The organism is Pseudomonas sp. PDM04 (assembly GCF_014851765.1).
Lineage (GTDB): Bacteria > Pseudomonadota > Gammaproteobacteria > Pseudomonadales > Pseudomonadaceae > Aquipseudomonas.
Genome location: NZ_JACVAI010000005.1, coordinates 475896 through 492745 on the forward strand (window position 1 = coordinate 475896; position 16850 = coordinate 492745).

The window sequence follows — 16850 nt, forward strand, 5'->3', positions numbered from 1 at the left end:
ACTTAGGCTGTGAGTCCCGTGGGTGGCGAAAAGTTTGATGCAATTTGCCCATTGAAAAGCGTGACGGGCCGAGCTGGAATCGCGGCATGCCATAGACTGCTCGTCGAGTTGTCACTTTTCCCGGCGATGCTTGGCGGATGTCTTGCATCCAGCCGGGTGTCACCTCACCGCTCACAAGGATGTCCACTCATGTCGCAAGGTTCGGCCACGCGTTATCCGTTGGTCCTGGTCCCGGGGATGCTCGGGTTTATCCGGCTGGTGCTCTATCCCTACTGGTATGGAATTGTGGAGGCGTTGCGCCAGGGTGGGGCGACGGTGATCGCGGTGCAGGTATCGCCGCTCAACTCCACCGAGGTGCGCGGTGAACAATTGCTGACGCGAATCGACGAGATCCTGCGGCAGACCGGCGCCGACAAGGTCAACCTGATCGGCCATAGCCAGGGCTCGTTGACCGCCCGGTACGCGGCGGCGAAGCGCCCGGATCGCGTGGCCTCCGTGACCTCGGTGGCCGGGCCCAACCATGGCTCGGAGCTGGCGGACTACCTGCACACCCATTATCCGGCGGACAGCGCCAAAGGCCGGCTGCTGGCTTTCTTCCTGCGCCTGATCGGTGCGGTCATGGGATTGCTCGACACCGGCTATCGCGGCCCGAAGTTGCCGGTGGACATCCACGCGTCCCACGAGTCCCTGACCACGGCGGGCGTGGCGCTGTTCAACCAGCGTTATCCACAGGGGCTGCCCGAGACTTGGGGCGGACACGGGCCGGAAGAGGTCAACGGCGTGCGCTACTACTCGTGGTCAGGCACCCTGCAGCCGGGCAAGACCGACCGCGGACGCAACCTGTTCGACGGCACGAACCGCAGCTGCCGACTGTTTGCCACCACCTTCGTGCGCGAAGCCGGGCAGTGCGACGGCATGGTCGGGCGTTACAGCTCGCACCTGGGCACGGTGATTGGCGATGCGTATCCACTGGATCACTTCGACATCGTCAACCAGTCGCTGGGGCTGGTGGGCAAGGGGGCCGAACCGATTCGCCTGTTTGTCGAGCATGCGGCCCGGCTCAAGGCCGCTGGCTTGTAGACCGCGTCGCTCCCAATCGCGAGCAGGCTCGCTCCCACATTGGATCGGCTTATACAGGACCATTGTGGGAGCGAGCCTGCTCGCGAAAGCGTCAGTGAGTTCGCTCTAGGCCTTGCGCCCCAACACCGTCCTCCACCGCTCCGAAACAATCACGCCACCCAAGGTCAAGGCCCCACCCACCAGGTGATACATCGCCAACTGCTCGCGCAGCACCAGCGCCGCAATCAGCGCGGTCATCAGTGGCAGCAGGTTGAAAAACAGCGTGGTCCGGCTCGGCCCCAGGCGCACCACTGCCTGCATCCACGCCAGTGGCGCAACCATCGAAGCCAGCAGGCAGGCATACAGCACCAGTGGAATGTTCTGTGGCGTCGGGCCGATCTTCGGCGACGCGGCGAACAGCGGGAACAGCACCACCACCGCCACCAGCACTTGCAGGTACAACAACACCAGTGGCGGCAGGCGCAGCTGCCATTTTTTCAGCAGTGTGCTGTAGAGCGCGTAGGCCAGCGTGGCGATCAGCATCAGCCCATCGCCCAGGTTCACCCCGTGTTCCATCAATACCGCGAGGCTGCCGGACGACACCACCACCAACACGCCGATGAGCGACAGCACCGCGCCGGCCAGCGCACCTGCCGTCAGGCGCTGGCCCAGGCAGGCAATGGCCATGGCCAGCGACATCAACGGCATCAGCGACAGGATGATCCCCATGTTGGTGGCCGTGGTCATGCTCGCGGCGAAATACGCCAGGCTTTGATAAATCGCCATCCCCAGCACACCGAGGATGAATACCTTGCCCAGGTTCGGAGCAATCGCCGACCAATGGGCAATGACCGGTTTGAGCATGAAAGGCGTGAACAGCAACCCGGCCAGCAGCCAGCGGTAGAAACCGATCTCGGCGGGGAAGATCGCTCCGGCCGACATTTTGGTGATTACGGTGTTGCCGGCCCAAATGAAAATGGCCAGCAGGGGGTAAGCGTATTGCATCAGGACAACCAGAACGTTAATGGACGGCCATTATCCACGGTCTGGCGGCAATGCCCACGCCCATGGCCCTGCCTCCGACATGCGCCGGGGTCGCAGGAATGTGTAACAGGCCTTGTCTACACTTCAGGACGAGGCCGTGCCCCTCGGTGCGGCGACCAGGAGAAAACTCCATGAAGATGTTGCGTGTCCCTTTGTTGATGATCGGGCTGCTGCTCTGCTCCCAGGGCTTCGCCGCCACGGCACAGCAGAACAAAATGACCACCTGCAATGCCGACGCTACCGCCAAGAGCCTCAAGGGCGACGAGCGCAAAGCCTTCATGAGCACCTGCCTCAAGGCTGCACCGGCGGCCAACGACGCCAAGGCCCTGACCCCGCAGCAGGAGAAAATGAAAACCTGTAACGCCGATGCCGCGACCAAGGCCCTCAAAGGGGATGAGCGCAAGGCGTTCATGAGCAGCTGCCTGAAGAAATAACCGGGTCCGGGATTTTTTGCCGGCCGTCCGGCCCCATCCTCGGAACGCCGCCCGACGATGGGGTCGGCAGGGTCGCCTGAATTTCACCTCGCCCCCGGGACAATCCCTAGTGCTGACACCCGAACGCTGGCAGACTGCCAATCCTTTTACGCCGTTCGTTTGAGGCTGTATGCCAACGTTTTCTCAACGCCAAGTCCTGCTGGTCATCAGTTGGGTCATCATCTTCGGTGGGTTGCTCCTGGTGATCCCGTTGCGCTTGCTGCCCAGCCTGCTGGCCGGGCTGTTGGTGTTCGAGCTGGTCAACATGCTGACCCCGCAATTGCAGCGTCTGATCGAAGGCCGGCGCGCGCGCTGGCTGGCCGTGGCGTTGCTGGGAACCCTGGTGGTGAGTGTGCTGGCGCTGATCTTTGCCGGCGCCATCAGCTTCCTGCTGCACGAGGCGGAAAACCCTGGCGCGTCCCTCGATAAATTCATGCACGTGGTCGACCGCGCGCGCGGGCAGTTGCCGCCGTTCGTCGATGCCTACCTGCCGGCCAGTGCCGCGGAATTCCGCGTAGCGATCGGCGAATGGCTGAGCAAGCACCTCAGCGACCTGCAACTGGTTGGCAAGGACGCCGCGCACATGTTCGTGACGCTGCTGATCGGCATGGTGCTGGGGGCGATCATCGCCTTGCAGCGCATCCCCGACCTGACCAAGCGCAAACCGTTGGCCGCCGCGCTGTTCGATCGCCTGCACCTGCTGGTCCAGGCGTTTCGCAACATCGTGTTCGCGCAGATCAAGATTTCCCTGCTCAACACCTTCTTCACCGGGATTTTCCTGGCGGTGGTGCTGCCGATGTTCGGCATCAAGCTGCCCCTGACCAAAACCCTGATCGTCCTGACTTTCCTGCTTGGCCTGTTGCCGGTGATCGGCAACCTGATGTCCAACACCCTGATCACCATCGTCGGCCTGTCCCTGTCGATCTGGGTCGCGGTGGCGGCGCTGGGTTACCTGATTGTCATCCACAAGCTCGAGTACTTCCTCAACGCGCGCATCGTCGGCGGACAGATCAGTGCCAAGTCGTGGGAGTTGCTGCTGGCGATGCTGGTGTTCGAAGCCGCCTTCGGCCTGCCGGGGGTGGTGGCAGGGCCGATTTACTATGCGTACCTGAAGAGTGAGTTGAAGCAGGTGGGGATGGTTTGATCCGGCCGTTCATTGCCGGGTCTGACGCCTTCGTCGGAACGCCGTCCGAAGCAGGCCCGCTCCCACAATGGAATGCATATCCCAGTGGCAGCGAGCCTGCTCGCGACAGGCGCGACTCGGCCTCAGATCACTCCATCGGACCGTAACGCTTCGCCGCTTCAATCGCCAGACCGCTGCCGATGCTGCCAAAGATGTTCCCTTCCACATGCCGTGCATTCGGCAACATGGCCGACACACTGTTGCGCAGCGCCGGAATCCCGCTCGAACCGCCGGTGAAGAACACCGTGTCCACCTGATCGACCCGAACGTTGGCGTCGGTCAGCAGTTGGGTCACGCTGTTGCGCACACGCTCCAGCAGGTTGTCGATGGCCGACTCGAACAGCGCGCGGCTCAGTTCCACGCTTAGGCCCGGCTCGATGCGGTCCAGCGGTACGTGGCGGCTGTCGGCGTGGGTCAGGTGGATCTTGGTTTCTTCCACTTCCATCGCCAGCCAGTGCCCGGCGCGTTGCTCGATCAGCTTGAACAGCCGGTCGATGCCGCCCGTGTCCTCGATGTCGTAGCGCATGCTGCCCAGCGCCAGCTGCGACTTCTGCGAGTACACCGAGTTGATGGTGTGCCAGGTCGCCAGGTTCATGTGGTGGCTGGTGGGCATGTAGGCACCGCTCTTCATGCGGCTGCCGTAGCCGAACAGCGGCATCAGGCCTTGCAGGCTCAGTTGCTTGTCGAAGTCGGTCCCGCCGATGTGCACGCCACCGGTGGCGAGGATGTCGTCCTGGCGGTTGTCGTGGCCACGGCGCTCCGGCGACAGGCGCACCAGGGAGAAGTCCGACGTACCGCCGCCGATGTCGACGATCAGCACCAGCTCTTCGTTCTCGATGGTCGACTCGTAGTCGAACGCCGCCGCAATCGGTTCGTACTGGAAGGACACGTCCTTGAAACCGATGGCTCGGGCGACATCCACCAGGGTGTTTTCCGCTTCCTGGTCGGCCATCTCATCGTCATCGACAAAAAACACCGGGCGCCCGAGTACCACCTCATCGAATTCGCGACCGGCGGTCGTCTCGGCGCGCTTCTTCAACTGGCCGATGAACAGCCCGAGCAGGTCCTTGAAGGGCATCGCCGTGCCCAGCACGCTGGTGTCGTGCTTGATCAGCTTGGAACCCAGAAGGCTTTTGAGCGAGCGCATCAGGCGGCCTTCGTAGCCTTCCAGGTACTCGTGAAGTGCCAGTCGGCCGTACACCGGGCGGCGTTCTTCCATGTTGAAGAACACCACCGACGGCAGGGTGATCTTGTCGTCCTCCAGCGCGATCAGCGTTTCCATGCCGGGGCGCAGCCAGCCGACGGTGGAGTTGGACGTGCCGAAGTCGATACCACAGGCACGGGCTGGAGATGCGTTTTTCATGACTTTCAGGTTCCGGTTAAAAAACGGCCGCGCAGTGTATGTCAGAGCGGCGCAGATTCGAAGGCCGACTATCCGCTAAATCTCGGGCAATAGCGCCTTGATAAGCAGCCCGGATGCCCCCAACTTGTCTGCATTGACCCTGGCAGCCATCGGACGGTCGCAAGAACCGCCCACCGCTGCCGATAAACTTCTGATGCGCTACCCGGTCACAAACTTGAGATCGGTCAACCCGGCGCCTGCAAATACGCGCAGACTGCCGGTGACGGCGCGATATCGATAACGGATGGTGATCCTTAGATGGACTTCAAAGACTATTACAAGATTCTCGGTGTGGAACCGACCGCGGACGATAAGACGATCAAGGCCGCTTATCGCAAGCTCGCGCGCAAATACCACCCCGACGTCAGCAAGGAAAAAGATGCCGAGGCCAAGTTCAAGGACGCCTCGGAAGCCTATGAAGCGCTGAAAAGCGCGGACAAGCGCGCCGAGTATGACGACTTGCGCAAATACGGCCAGCACGGCCAGCCGTTCCAGGGCCCGCCGGGTTGGCAGGGACGTGGCGGCGCCGGTTTCGGTGGTGGCCAGGGCTCGGGCGACTTTTCGGACTTCTTCAGTTCGATCTTCGGCAACCGTGGGCCTGGTTTTGGCGGTGGACAATCGGGTCGTAGCGCTGGGCGCCGAGGGCAGGACGTGGAAATGGAACTGGCGATTTTCCTTGAGGAAACCCTGTCCAACGAGTCGAAGAAGGTGACCTTCCAGGTGCCTCAGTACAACGCGGCGGGCCAGCACGTCAGCAATACCAGCAAAAGCCTGAACGTGAAGATTCCGGCCGGTGTCACCGACGGCGAACGCATCCGCCTCAAAGGGCAGGGCGCGCCGGGCATCGGCGGCGGGGCCAATGGCGACCTGTTCCTGATCATTCGCTTCGCGCCGCACCCCAAGTTCGACGTCGAAGGCGAAAACCTGATCATCACCTTGCCGCTGGCACCGTGGGAACTGGCGCTGGGCACCGAAGTGGCCGTGCCGACTTTGACCGGCAAGATCAACCTCAAGGTGCCCGCCGGCAGCCAGAATGGCCAGCGCATGCGCGCCAAGGGCCACGGCCTGCTGAACAAGGCCGGGCAACGCGGCTACCTGTTCGTGCAACTCAAGGCCGTGATGCCCAAGGCCTCCAGCGACGAGGTCAAGGCACTGTGGCAGGAACTGGCGAAAAAAGCCGCGTTCGACCCCAGAGAGAACTTCTGATACCCGAGACGGAGTAGCCCACGATGAGCAGCCCCCTGATCGTTCAACTGGACATGGCAGAATTCTGTGAGGCGACCGATCTGTCGGACGTCTACGTGATCGAAATCGTCGAGCACGGCATCCTCGAACCTCAAGGCCGGCAGCCCAAGGACTGGCGTTTCACCGATTACGAGCTGACCCTGGCCAAGCGTGCCGCCAAGCTGCGGCACGACCTGGAACTGGAATGGGAAGGCGTCGCCCTGGCGCTGGACCTGCTGGAAGAAGTCCAGCAACTGCGGGCCGAGAACAAGATGCTCAAGCAGCGCCTGGGGCGGCTGGTCGTCGACTGAGCATTCTGCTGTTCCCGTGTGGGCCGACCCGGGCCCTTCGCGAGCAGGCTAGCGATGAGCGGTACAGCGTGGTGTCCGGGTCTACCCCCTGGGCAACACCACGGTAAACAGTGTCCCGTCCGCCTCGCTGGAGCTGACCTCGATGGTCCCGGCATGGGCGTTGACCACTTCCTTGACGATGAACAGGCCCAGCCCAAGGCTGGTGGTCGGTTGGCCGAGTGCTTCGTCAACGCTGCGCACCAACGGATCGAAGATCGTGCCGATGGCGATTTCGGGAATCGGTGTGCCATGGTTGTGCACAGTGAGGCGTACCGTGTCGGGTTCGCCGGTCAGCGTCACGGTCACGTCTCGCTTGTTCAAACCGTGCTGCAAGGCATTGCCGATCAGGTTGCGCAGCAGTTGATCGAGGCGCCCGGCGTCCCAGATACCGCGGGTGTCGCCGTGCACGTTCAGCGTCGGGTCACACTCGGGCTGGCCGGCGCAGGCTTCGGCGATGGCCGCCTGTGCCGCATCGGCAAGGTCCATGGGCGCCGGCTCGATGGGCAGGCTCTTGCCCAGGCGACTGCGCACCAGTTCCAGCAAATCGCTGACCATCACCGCCATGTGCCGAGCACCGCGCTGGATGTGGGTTGCGCATTTCAGCGCCTCGCCTTCGAGGCTGACCTTGCGCAGCAGCAAGTCGGTGGACATGCTCACGGCTTGCAGCGGCGCGCGCAGATCGTGGCCAAGGATCGCCAGGAAGATGTCCCGCGAGCGGTTGACCCGTTCGGCATAGGCCGCCGTGGATTCGGCCAGTGCCTCGTCGATGGCTTCGTTGAAGCGGATCATGTCCTGGAAGTAGGTGATGTCCGGCGATTGCAGGCTCTCGACCCACCGACGAATGACAACGGCGCGCAAATGGCGGAATTCGCTGGTCATCTGCACCAGGTCGAAGCCTACGGTGTGCCGCAGCTCACCGTGGCTGGCCCCGGCCTGATCCAGGCTCGGGGTTTTTTCCGGGCCCTCGCCCATGGATTTGGCCCGTTGCTCGCTGGCGCTCTGCGCGGTGTCCATGTCCCGCGCGGCGGCCAACAGAATCTCTTTGGAGTGATCACGCAGGGCTGCGCGGTCCATGTTCTCGGCCGCCGGCGTGATCGTGCTTGCGAATTGCTCCCATTCATCGACGATAAGGTCAACCTGTTGCCTTATGAATTGCGAGAGGCGCATGGCCGGGTTCCTGGGTATTTGAAAACGGGATGTTTCGCATAGTAGCGCCTTTACGCAGGAAAAAAACCTCAGGCGCGGCGGCGCGACAATGCGCTTTTATCGAGGCGACATACAGGTGCATTTGCACCACCGCCCGCCCACCCCAAAACAACTATGTACCGCAAATGCAGTTGCCCGAGATGGTGTCCTAGCGCTCCACTTCACAGGAGAGACGCCATGTCTGACCCCACTGCATCAACCCCGGCCGCTACCGCGAGCATCCACGGCCTTTTCCTCGAAAAAGCCATTCCCGACTGGCTGGTCAACGCCACCCCGGAACGTCGCGCGGCCCTGAAGAACAGCGCCACGCCCACGCCGGACTGGCTCAAAGGCACGACCCGCGCACAACGCGACGCCCTGGGCTATCGCGCCACCGCCAGCTTCGCGGCGCAGACCCGACTCGACAAGGCCATGTCAGCTTTCCTGGACGTCGACACGTTTGCCAGACCTCTGCTGGTCAAGGCCTTGAAGGACCGGTTCAGCGTCACACTGGACGTCGACAAGACCCTGGTCTGCCTCAGGCAACCGCTGGAATGGGGCGTCCTTGGCGTCGATATCGGATCCTTCGAGGTGTTGAGGCTGCCGCTGCTGCAGGCCGCCCTGCATAACTTCGAAGCGTCGGAAACCGAGGGCGGGGCGTTTCACGAGTCCTCGGGTTTCCTGGTGGAGAACCCTACGCCGGGCACGTTCAGCGCCGTCAGCACCACCCTGACCGTGACGCAATTCACCGGGCTGTGCCGCTCGCTGGATATCGGCGCGAAATATCAGGTGTACCTCAAGGCATTCTTCAAAACCGCCGACGCGCAAGCGCAAAAGGCGCTCCGCCAGCCCTTCATCGAATCCCAGAAAGCCGCGTTGCGCGCTGCGGCTGACCTGGCGCTGCTGAAAAAGGACATCACGCCGGCGGACTACACCATGATCGTGTCGGTGATCGACGGCGAAGTGCATCCGTGGATGGGCAAAAAGCAGGTGTGGTTCCGCGACCTGTGCCTGATGAACCTCACCATGACCGGCTGCGTGGTGTTCTACATCTGTGAAAAGTACCGCTACGGTGGCGAAATGATCGTGTATATCCCTAACGATCCGGAGCATCCCCTCAAGCGCTACCTCTATGAGGACCTGACGGCGATGTTCAAGCGCCGTTTCACCGCCCGCGATGCGGCGCAACCCAGGGACGGCAGCCCGACCGAGTATCAACGGTTTTTCAGCCAGTTCGTGGCGTACGGCGATCTTGCGCGTTACTTCAACGAGTTCACTCAGAATGCGTCCGGCAGACCGCTGGGGCAGAAGCTCAGCCCCTATGCGTCGATCCTCAACACGCTGTTGCAGGGGATCAATCCCTTTGCCGGCTTCAAGAAATTGCCGCCCACCACGATCAATCAGGAGCCGAATGACGACCCTTTTCTCGCTCCCCGGGTTCAGGTCCGAGCGGGCCAGGGGCTGTGGGTCGAGAACATCGATCTTTGGGGTTATCTCTACGAGCAGCATCGCGACAAAGTCCTGGCCGACGCGCGCAGCCACGCAGTGCCCACGGCGGATGTGGATGCCCGGGTCCGTTCCGAGAAGTTCGCCTTTCTGTTGAACATCGGCATGCTGGTCCTGACCACGGTGAGCATGTTCGTCCCGGTGTTGGGCGAGGTCATGATGGTGGCGATCGCCGGCCAGCTGATGTCCGAAACGTTCGAAGCCTCGATTGAATGGAGCGAGGGCGATCGCAAGGCGGCCAAGGCGCACCTGATCGACGTGGCGGAGAACCTGGCGTTTTTCGCCGTGGCGGCCGGTGTCGGCAAAGGCTTGGCCAAGCTGACTGCGGTCAAGGCCGAACCGGTGATCGAGCAACTCGACCCGGTCACGCTGCCCAATGGCGACAGCCGCTTGTGGAAGGCCGACTTGAAGGGCTATGAACGCGCCGTTTCCGTGGACCGCGACGTGCCGGCCACTGACCTGGGGCAATTCGAGTTCGACGGTAAGACCCATGTCCGGATCGACAATCGGTTTTATCAAAAAACCTACGACCCGCAACTGAAACGCTGGCGCATCAAGCACCCCAGCGACCCCCAAGCCTACCAGCCACCGCTCGCCCACAACGGCACCGGCGCCTGGCGGCATACCCTGGAGCGCCCGCAGACTTGGGACCGCCTGACGCTGCTGCGGCGCATTGGACCGGTGACCGACACCTTCTCTGACCAGCGACTGCTGCAGATCGCCGACGTCAGTGGTGTCAGCGACAGCGCCTTGCGCAAAATGCACCTGGACAACGCGCCGCCACCACCCGAGCTGACCGATGCTCTGCGTTTGTTCGAAGCTGACCATGGCGTGGCGCAAGTCATCGAACAGATCGAGACCGGTCAAGCCATCGATGATCGCTACTTGTTCACCCTGCCCCTGGTCACCGAGTTGCCACGCTGGCCGGTCGGGCGGGTGCTGAAAGTGTTCGAAGGGCCGGAACTGTCGGGGAAATCGCTCAAGTACGGTTCCGAGCGGCTGTATCCCGGCGTCAAACTGAAGCCAGCCATCCGCATTACCCGGGCCGATGTCCTGAGCGGCAACCTGCCCGCGCTCATTCTGGCGGGGCTCGATGAGTCGGAAATCACCCACCTGCTCGGTGGCGAACCGGCGCGAGTGAAAGCATTACGGCCTCAGGAGTTGCGCAAGCAGATCGCCGATTTCGCCCGAACCCGTCAGCCGGCCCTGTTCGAAAGTCTCTACAAGGGTTTGGGCCCCGTGGACCCCCGGGTCGCCAAGCTGCAACGGCTGTGCCCCGGACTCAGCGAATCGGCGGCAGTCAGCGTGCTGGACGACGCCACGGTCGAGGAACTGACACGGCTCGAGAGCACCGCCCGCTTGTCGTTGCGCTTGCTGGAACAGGCCCGTTGGTACGTGCAACAAGGCCGCTTGACGGAGGCCTTTGCCGGCTTGCACATGGAAAACCTGGTGTGGGCGGACAGCAAGCGCATGGCGCTGCATATCCTGGAAAAATTGCCGGGCTGGAAGGGTGATGTACGCCTGGAAATTCGCGAGGGCGGGATTGAAGGGGAACTGCTCGATGGCATTGGCAACGAAAACAGCGGCACCCATAAGTTCGTGGTGAAAAAAGGGCCGTTTTACCAGGCATTCAACGAGCGGGGCGAAACCCTCAACAGCCTGCCGCGAACGGGCGATAACTTCTTCGCCTCCATCCTGCATGCCTTGCCCGACGACGCACGTCAGTCGTTGGGAATCCCCAGCGTGGGCCAAAGCGCTGATTTGCGGCGCGCGGTTATCGACTATGCCACCGCGCATCCCACCGAGTCGGCGCAATGGCTGCGCGATAAAACCGCAGCCAGGCCACCCCGGCGTATTGCACAGAAGCAGTGGGGCTACCTATCCAGCGGACGGGGTGCTGATGCGACCGGCGAGCTGACCAGTCGAGTGCAGGATGTTTACCCGGACCTGTCCGATGTCGAGGCCCTCAAGTTTCTCCTCGAACAGTGGGGGCTTGGCCAGTCCAACCAGCAGATTTTCCACCTGCTGAGCAACCGTCTGCGCGAGTGGCAGGCGCTGGAGGCGACCCTTGATCAATGGGTGGGCGGGGACAGCGCGCTGCGCGCCATGCTGGATGGCAAAGGCCCGGCGGCGGATGCGATCAAGTCAGCCTGGAAAAACTCGCCCAAGGCCGGGGGAAACCCGAGGTATGCGCGGCTCGAACTGTCCTGCCACGATTCGTTGCCGCCGCTGTCGGCGGATTTTTCCCATATCAGGGAATTGTCGGTTGGCGGCGTGGGCATGACCAGCGCGACCATCGAAGGGCTGTTGGGCTCTTTTCAGCAGCTCGAAAAATTGTCGATCACCGGCAGTATGCGGTTGCGCACGGTTCCTCGGGCGCTGGACGGCATGGAGCGACTCACCGATCTGAGCCTGGCCTCGAACTTCCCCTACAGTGCGGCGGAAATCGCCAGGCTCGAGAACCTGGTCAGGCTCGAAAGATTGGAACTGCGTGGGGTACTGCAGAAGGCCGAAGACCTTGATGTGAGCCGCCTGAGCAACCTGCGCAGCCTGACCATCACGAATGCCACCGCACAGGCCTGGCCGGCGGGTGTGCTCGAGTTGCCTCACCTGGAGCGTCTGAACATGCGTGGCAGCTTCGTCTACCAGTTGCCCGGCAGATTGTTCGAGGGCGGGCATGATCGGTTATTGTCCGGACTCTCTCTGGACTGGTCCTGGCTCACGCGCGAAACGTTCAAGGTGGCTTATCACTATGTGAGACGCCAGCCTGTGCACTTGATCGACCTGGAAGAAATGGTCGCGGATCACTGCAGAGGAGAGCTGCGGCAGTTTGGCGGGGCTGGCGAGACGTCCAACGCTCCGGGACCGGGGGGAGAGCGTTCCGGCTTTTTGTTTCAGTCGTTTCTCCAGCGCTGGGAGGGCGCCGAAGCCAGGTTCAACGCCATCGAAGCCTTGGGCGACGAGTACGATGTGTTCTATCGCCGCCTCCATGTGTGGCTATCCAAGTTGTTTGTGCTTGAGGTGGAAAAAAGTTGGGACATTGGGGCTGCCCTGAGAAGTAGCTGGCACAGTGGACTGCTGCGCCGCTACGGCTCAACGGACTACTCGACGCGTCTAAAACTGAACCTGATGTCGATCAACCAACTTCCGGAGCTGGCCGCCCGGGACTTTGAGCATGTAGAGACCCTGATCCTGCGCGGGGGCGCTGCCTCTCTTGAGGAGACCCGTCGTTTTGTCAGCGGTTTCAATCGGGTGCAAAACCTCGACCTGAGTGGCAGCCGCTTCGCCGATGCCGGCACCTCGTCAGTGGGCCTGGATGTCAGCGCCATGAGCGAGCTCAAGGCCTTGAACCTGAACGGGACCAATCTGCAGGTGTGGCCCACGGGCGCCGAGAACCTGGCTGAACTGACTTGGCTGGACCTGGGGGGCACCGCGATTACCACGCTGCCGGAAGCCGCCCTGGCCCGCGACGACCTGGTGATCGGCACCCACCTGAGTGGCGCGCCGTTGACGCCACAGGCCTTGCAGGCGCTGAGTGCCGCGCGGGCGCGGGTCGAACTGAGCAAAGGCTTGCCGCCCGGCGCCCTCGAACGCTTCGACCGTGAGCCGGTGCCTCGGGACTTTCCACCGACCGAGACGGGGGCCTCGATTGCCGGGAATCTGTGGCCGTTGCCCGCGCAAGTGCCGGCCGGCGAAGGTACGGCCTGGCTTGCCCAGCGTTTGAAAGCCGTCCGCTGGATGGTGGGCGACGAACCTTTGCATGCCATCGAGAAGCTGCGCAAGGAAGGCCTGGGCAGCGCGCAAATCAGCGAGCGCATCGACGCTTGGCACCGGACCCTGGAAGACTTGACCCGTCGCTTGAACGGTTGGCTGTTTACCCGTGGAACCCGAGGGACGGGCTGGGACGTGTCGGCGCACTCTCGCCGGTTGGCCGCACTGCGCATCATCGAGTGTTGGCAGGAAGGTTTGATGGGTTGGAATGGTGTGGCCGATCATCGCCTTGACTTCAACGGCCTGCAGCTGGGCGATCTGCCTGAGCTGGGGCTGGATTTCCCCCATGTGGGCGATTTGAACCTGACCGGTGTGCGTCTGACCGGGCAGGGTTCCAATGGCTTCCTGAACGCATTTCCCAACGTGCACAGCCTGGCGCTGGGTGGCCAGCCGTTGCACGTCTTGCCCCGGGCACTTGAGTCGATGAGCGCGCTGGAACGGTTGGACCTGTCGAGTACCGGTCTGCTGGCACCCGAGCATATCTATTCGGCGCTGGGCTCCCTCGAGCAATTGCGCATGCTCGACCTGAGCTACAACAACCTACAGTCTTTCAGCGTCGAATCACTGCCGCGACTGGAAGAACTGGATTTGCGCAACAACCGGATCACGGACTGGCCCGAAGGCGTGCTGCAGGCCGATCACCTGCGGGTGCTGAACCTCAGCGGCAACCGCATGGCGACGATTCCGGAGGAAGCACTCGACGGGCACCACGACGTGCTGATGGCGCATACGGACGTGTCCGACAATAGCTTTTCGCGCCACCAACTGGAGCAGATCAGGGACTACGGGAGCAGCGTCACGCCCAATACATGGTTGGGTTATACGCCTGACTTGCTTGATGAGCTGATCAACGATCTGGGCAGTGACGGTGAGGATGAGGTGCACCCGGTCTTGCCGGATGAGGTGATCACGCACGTGGAGGCCGAGCCTGAACAGCTCAAGCCTTGGCTGGAAATGCAGGATCCGGGGTTGATGGCCGAGCGCCGAGCGCTGTGGAACCGGCTGGCGGCCGAGCCGGATAACGGGGCGTTTTTTCACCTGCTGGCCCTGTTGCAACTCACCCCGGAGTTCCGCCTGGCCCGCGCCGACCTGACACGACGGATGTGGGTGGTGGCCAGTGCGGCGGGTGAGGATAGCGAGCTCAGGGAAATATTGTTCGGCATGTCCGGCACCCACGGGACGTGCGTGGACGGGCGGATTCTGACCTTCAGTGAACTTGAGGTGAAGGTCTTCGAACGCAACGTCTTGCAGGATATTGCGCCGGGTCAGCTGGAGCAGAGAGGCCGCGCGTTGCTGCGCCTGGGCCGACAGCTGTTCCGCCTGAACAAAGTCGAGGACCTGGCCAAGAAGGCGAGGGGATACACCGATCAGGCGGAAGCACGCCTGGAATACAGGATTGGCCTGACCCAGGGCTGGAGCGACGGGCTGGAGTTGCCCGGGCAACCCAGGAACATGCAATACGGCAGGCCTATCAGCGGAACGATCCTCAGCACCGCACGCGCCACCATCGAAGCCCTGGAAAAAACCGAGGCCTTTTATGAAAACCTGATTGGCCGTGATTTCTGGGTGCAATTCCTGCGGGAAAAATACCCAGAAGAGTTCAGCGTGCTTGACCAGAGCGCGGCGGACAAACAAAGCCGTTTCGAGGATGACCATGCTCATGAAACGGTGGGGAGTGACGCCTACAAAGCCGCGGTGGAAACGCTCAACATCGAACTCAGCATCGAGCGCAATCAAAAGCTGATCGAGCTGTCCCGACGAGTCACCGGCGAAGCCGCAACCGCTGTTTTCGAGGAGCCGCAACCCGGCACCTCGCGGAACCTGATGGGGCCGCCTCGGCGCTGATTCGAAGACCGCTGCCGAGCCGGACGTAGCCTCGCAGGCCCGGCAGCTGCTATAGGGAATTGCTCAGAACAGGAAGTAACGCTGTGCCATCGGCAGGGTGTCAGCCGGTTCGCACCACAGCAATTCCCCGTCGGCCTTGACCTGGTAGGTCTGCGGGTCGACGTCGATGTCCGGCAGGTAATCGTTGTGGATCAGGTCGGTTTTCTGCACCTCGCGGCAGCCCTTGACCACGGCGATTGTCTTTTTCAGGCCCAGGGCCTCGGGCAGGCCGGCCGCCTGCGCCGCCTGGCTGATGAAGGTCAGGCTGGTGGCGTGCAACGAACCGCCGAAACTGGCGAACATCGGTCGGTAGTGCACCGGCTGCGGTGTCGGAATCGAGGCGTTGGCATCGCCCATCAGGCTCGCCGCAATGGCGCCACCCTTGAGGATCAACGTCGGCTTGACCCCGAAAAACGCCGGGCGCCACAGCACCAGGTCGGCCCATTTGCCCACTTCCACCGAACCCACCTCATGGCTGATGCCGTGGGTGATCGCCGGGTTGATGGTGTATTTGGCGATGTAGCGTTTGGCGCGGAAGTTGTCGTTGCCAGCGCCGTCGCCGGGCAGTGGCCCGCGCTGTTTTTTCATTTTGTCGGCGGTCTGCCAGGTGCGCGTGATCACTTCGCCGACCCGGCCCATGGCCTGGCTGTCGGAGCTGATCATCGAGAACGCGCCGAGGTCGTGGAGGATGTCCTCGGCGGCAATCGTCTCGCGGCGGATGCGGCTTTCGGCGAAGGCCACGTCTTCGGCAATGCTCGGGTCCAGGTGGTGGCAGACCATCAGCATGTCCAGGTGCTCATCGATGGTGTTGCGGGTGAACGGGCGGGTCGGGTTGGTCGAGCTGGGCAGCACGTTCGGGAAGCCGCAGGCCTTGATGATGTCCGGTGCATGACCACCGCCCGCGCCTTCGGTGTGATAGGTGTGGATGGTGCGGCCCTTGAAGGCGGCGAGGGTGGTTTCGACGAAACCGGATTCGTTGAGGGTGTCGGTGTGGATGGCGACCTGCACGTCGTACTGATCCGCCACGCTCAGGCAGTTGTCGATGCTCGCGGGGGTAGTGCCCCAGTCTTCGTGCAGCTTGAGGCCGATGGCACCGGCCTTGACCTGTTCGATCAACGGCTCCGGCAGGCTGGCGTTGCCTTTGCCGGTCAGGCCGATGTTCATCGCGAAGGCGTCCGCCGCCTGGAGCATCCGCGCCAGGTGCCACGGCCCGGACGTGCAGGTGGTGGCATTGGTGCCGGTGGCCGGGCCGGTGCCACCACCGATCATGGTGGTGACACCGCTCATCAGCGCCTCTTCGATCTGCTGCGGGCAGATGAAATGGATATGGGTGTCGATGCCGCCTGCGGTGAGGATCATGCCCTCGCCGGCGATGACTTCGGTGCCGGCGCCGATGGCAATGGTCACGTCCGGTTGCACGTCCGGGTTGCCCGCCTTGCCGATGCCGGCGATGCGCCCGTCCTTGAGACCGACGTCGGCCTTGACGATGCCCCAGTGATCGACGATCAGGGCATTGGTGATCACCGTGTCGACCACTTCGGCGGCGAGCAACTGGCTCTGGCCCTGACCGTCGCGAATGACCTTGCCGCCACCGAACTTCACTTCTTCGCCGTAGGTGGTGAAGTCCTTCTCGACTTCGATCCACAGCTCGGTATCGGCCAGACGGACCTTGTCACCCACGGTGGGGCCGAACATGTCGGCGTAGGCTTGACGGGAAATCTTCATTCGTTCGCCTTGAGATTCAATTGATTGTGAAACCATCGCGAGCA

10 protein-coding genes are annotated in these 16850 nt (G+C 62.5%); 6 read left to right on the forward strand and 4 right to left on the reverse strand.

From position 1 onward, the window contains the following. The first annotated feature begins 189 nt into the window (after positions 1-189). Positions 190-1080, forward strand: a complete 891-nt coding sequence (locus IB249_RS21690; protein ID WP_192307752.1) for an esterase/lipase family protein — start codon at positions 190-192, stop codon at positions 1078-1080. Positions 1081-1185: 105 nt separating this feature from the next. Here IB249_RS21690 and IB249_RS21695 read toward each other — a convergent pair whose 3' ends face one another. Then, a complete protein-coding gene (locus IB249_RS21695; RefSeq protein WP_192307753.1) occupies positions 1186-2064 on the reverse strand; it encodes a DMT family transporter in 879 nt (292 codons plus the stop codon). 170 nt (positions 2065-2234) lie between these two features. Here IB249_RS21695 and IB249_RS21700 point away from each other — a divergent pair, with 170 nt between their 5' ends. Both IB249_RS21700 and IB249_RS21705 read left to right on the forward strand, forming a co-directional pair. After that, on the forward strand, positions 2235-2537 hold the full coding sequence (locus tag IB249_RS21700; protein WP_192307754.1) for a PsiF family protein: 303 nt from the start codon (positions 2235-2237) through the stop codon (positions 2535-2537). A 169-nt stretch (positions 2538-2706) separates the two neighbouring features. Then, positions 2707-3720, forward strand: coding sequence for an AI-2E family transporter (locus IB249_RS21705; RefSeq protein WP_192307755.1), 1014 nt, complete (start codon positions 2707-2709; stop codon positions 3718-3720). Positions 3721-3847: 127 nt separating this feature from the next. Here IB249_RS21705 and IB249_RS21710 read toward each other — a convergent pair whose 3' ends face one another. Further along, positions 3848-5122, reverse strand: coding sequence for an Hsp70 family protein (locus tag IB249_RS21710; RefSeq protein ID WP_192307756.1), 1275 nt, complete (start codon positions 5120-5122; stop codon positions 3848-3850). A 297-nt stretch (positions 5123-5419) separates the two neighbouring features. Here IB249_RS21710 and IB249_RS21715 point away from each other — a divergent pair, with 297 nt between their 5' ends. Together IB249_RS21715 and IB249_RS21720 are read left to right on the forward strand one after the other, a co-directional pair. Further along, the gene (locus IB249_RS21715) at positions 5420-6367 is read left to right on the forward strand and encodes a DnaJ C-terminal domain-containing protein (RefSeq protein ID WP_192307757.1); all 948 of its coding nucleotides are present in this window, start codon (positions 5420-5422) and stop codon (positions 6365-6367) included. Positions 6368-6390: 23 nt separating this feature from the next. Continuing rightward, complete coding sequence (locus IB249_RS21720; protein ID WP_192307758.1) at positions 6391-6696, forward strand: chaperone modulator CbpM; 306 nt, start codon at positions 6391-6393, stop codon at positions 6694-6696. 81 nt (positions 6697-6777) lie between these two features. Here IB249_RS21720 and IB249_RS21725 read toward each other — a convergent pair whose 3' ends face one another. Beyond that, positions 6778-7902: a sensor histidine kinase gene (locus IB249_RS21725; protein ID WP_192307759.1), complete on the reverse strand. Its 1125-nt coding sequence runs from the start codon at positions 7900-7902 to the stop codon at positions 6778-6780. Positions 7903-8118: 216 nt separating this feature from the next. Here IB249_RS21725 and IB249_RS21730 point away from each other — a divergent pair, with 216 nt between their 5' ends. Continuing rightward, on the forward strand, positions 8119-15042 hold the full coding sequence (locus IB249_RS21730; RefSeq protein ID WP_192307760.1) for an NEL-type E3 ubiquitin ligase domain-containing protein: 6924 nt from the start codon (positions 8119-8121) through the stop codon (positions 15040-15042). A 63-nt stretch (positions 15043-15105) separates the two neighbouring features. Here the strand turns inward: IB249_RS21730 and ureC are convergent, their stop codons facing one another. After that, positions 15106-16806, reverse strand: a complete 1701-nt coding sequence (gene ureC / locus IB249_RS21735) for an urease subunit alpha (RefSeq protein ID WP_192307761.1) — start codon at positions 16804-16806, stop codon at positions 15106-15108. Between the last annotated feature and the right edge of the window lie 44 nt (positions 16807-16850).

Coding starts and splice junctions, on each gene's coding strand:
- IB249_RS21710 (WP_192307756.1), bottom strand. CDS start 5,122: ATGAAAAACGCATCTCCAGCCCGTGCCTGTGGTATCGACTTCGGCACG.
- IB249_RS21690 (WP_192307752.1), top strand. CDS start 190: ATGTCGCAAGGTTCGGCCACGCGTTATCCGTTGGTCCTGGTCCCGGGG.
- IB249_RS21700 (WP_192307754.1), top strand. CDS start 2,235: ATGAAGATGTTGCGTGTCCCTTTGTTGATGATCGGGCTGCTGCTCTGC.
- IB249_RS21715 (WP_192307757.1), top strand. CDS start 5,420: ATGGACTTCAAAGACTATTACAAGATTCTCGGTGTGGAACCGACCGCG.
- IB249_RS21695 (WP_192307753.1), bottom strand. CDS start 2,064: ATGCAATACGCTTACCCCCTGCTGGCCATTTTCATTTGGGCCGGCAAC.
- IB249_RS21705 (WP_192307755.1), top strand. CDS start 2,707: ATGCCAACGTTTTCTCAACGCCAAGTCCTGCTGGTCATCAGTTGGGTC.
- IB249_RS21725 (WP_192307759.1), bottom strand. CDS start 7,902: ATGCGCCTCTCGCAATTCATAAGGCAACAGGTTGACCTTATCGTCGAT.
- IB249_RS21730 (WP_192307760.1), top strand. CDS start 8,119: ATGTCTGACCCCACTGCATCAACCCCGGCCGCTACCGCGAGCATCCAC.
- ureC (WP_192307761.1), bottom strand. CDS start 16,806: ATGAAGATTTCCCGTCAAGCCTACGCCGACATGTTCGGCCCCACCGTG.
- IB249_RS21720 (WP_192307758.1), top strand. CDS start 6,391: ATGAGCAGCCCCCTGATCGTTCAACTGGACATGGCAGAATTCTGTGAG.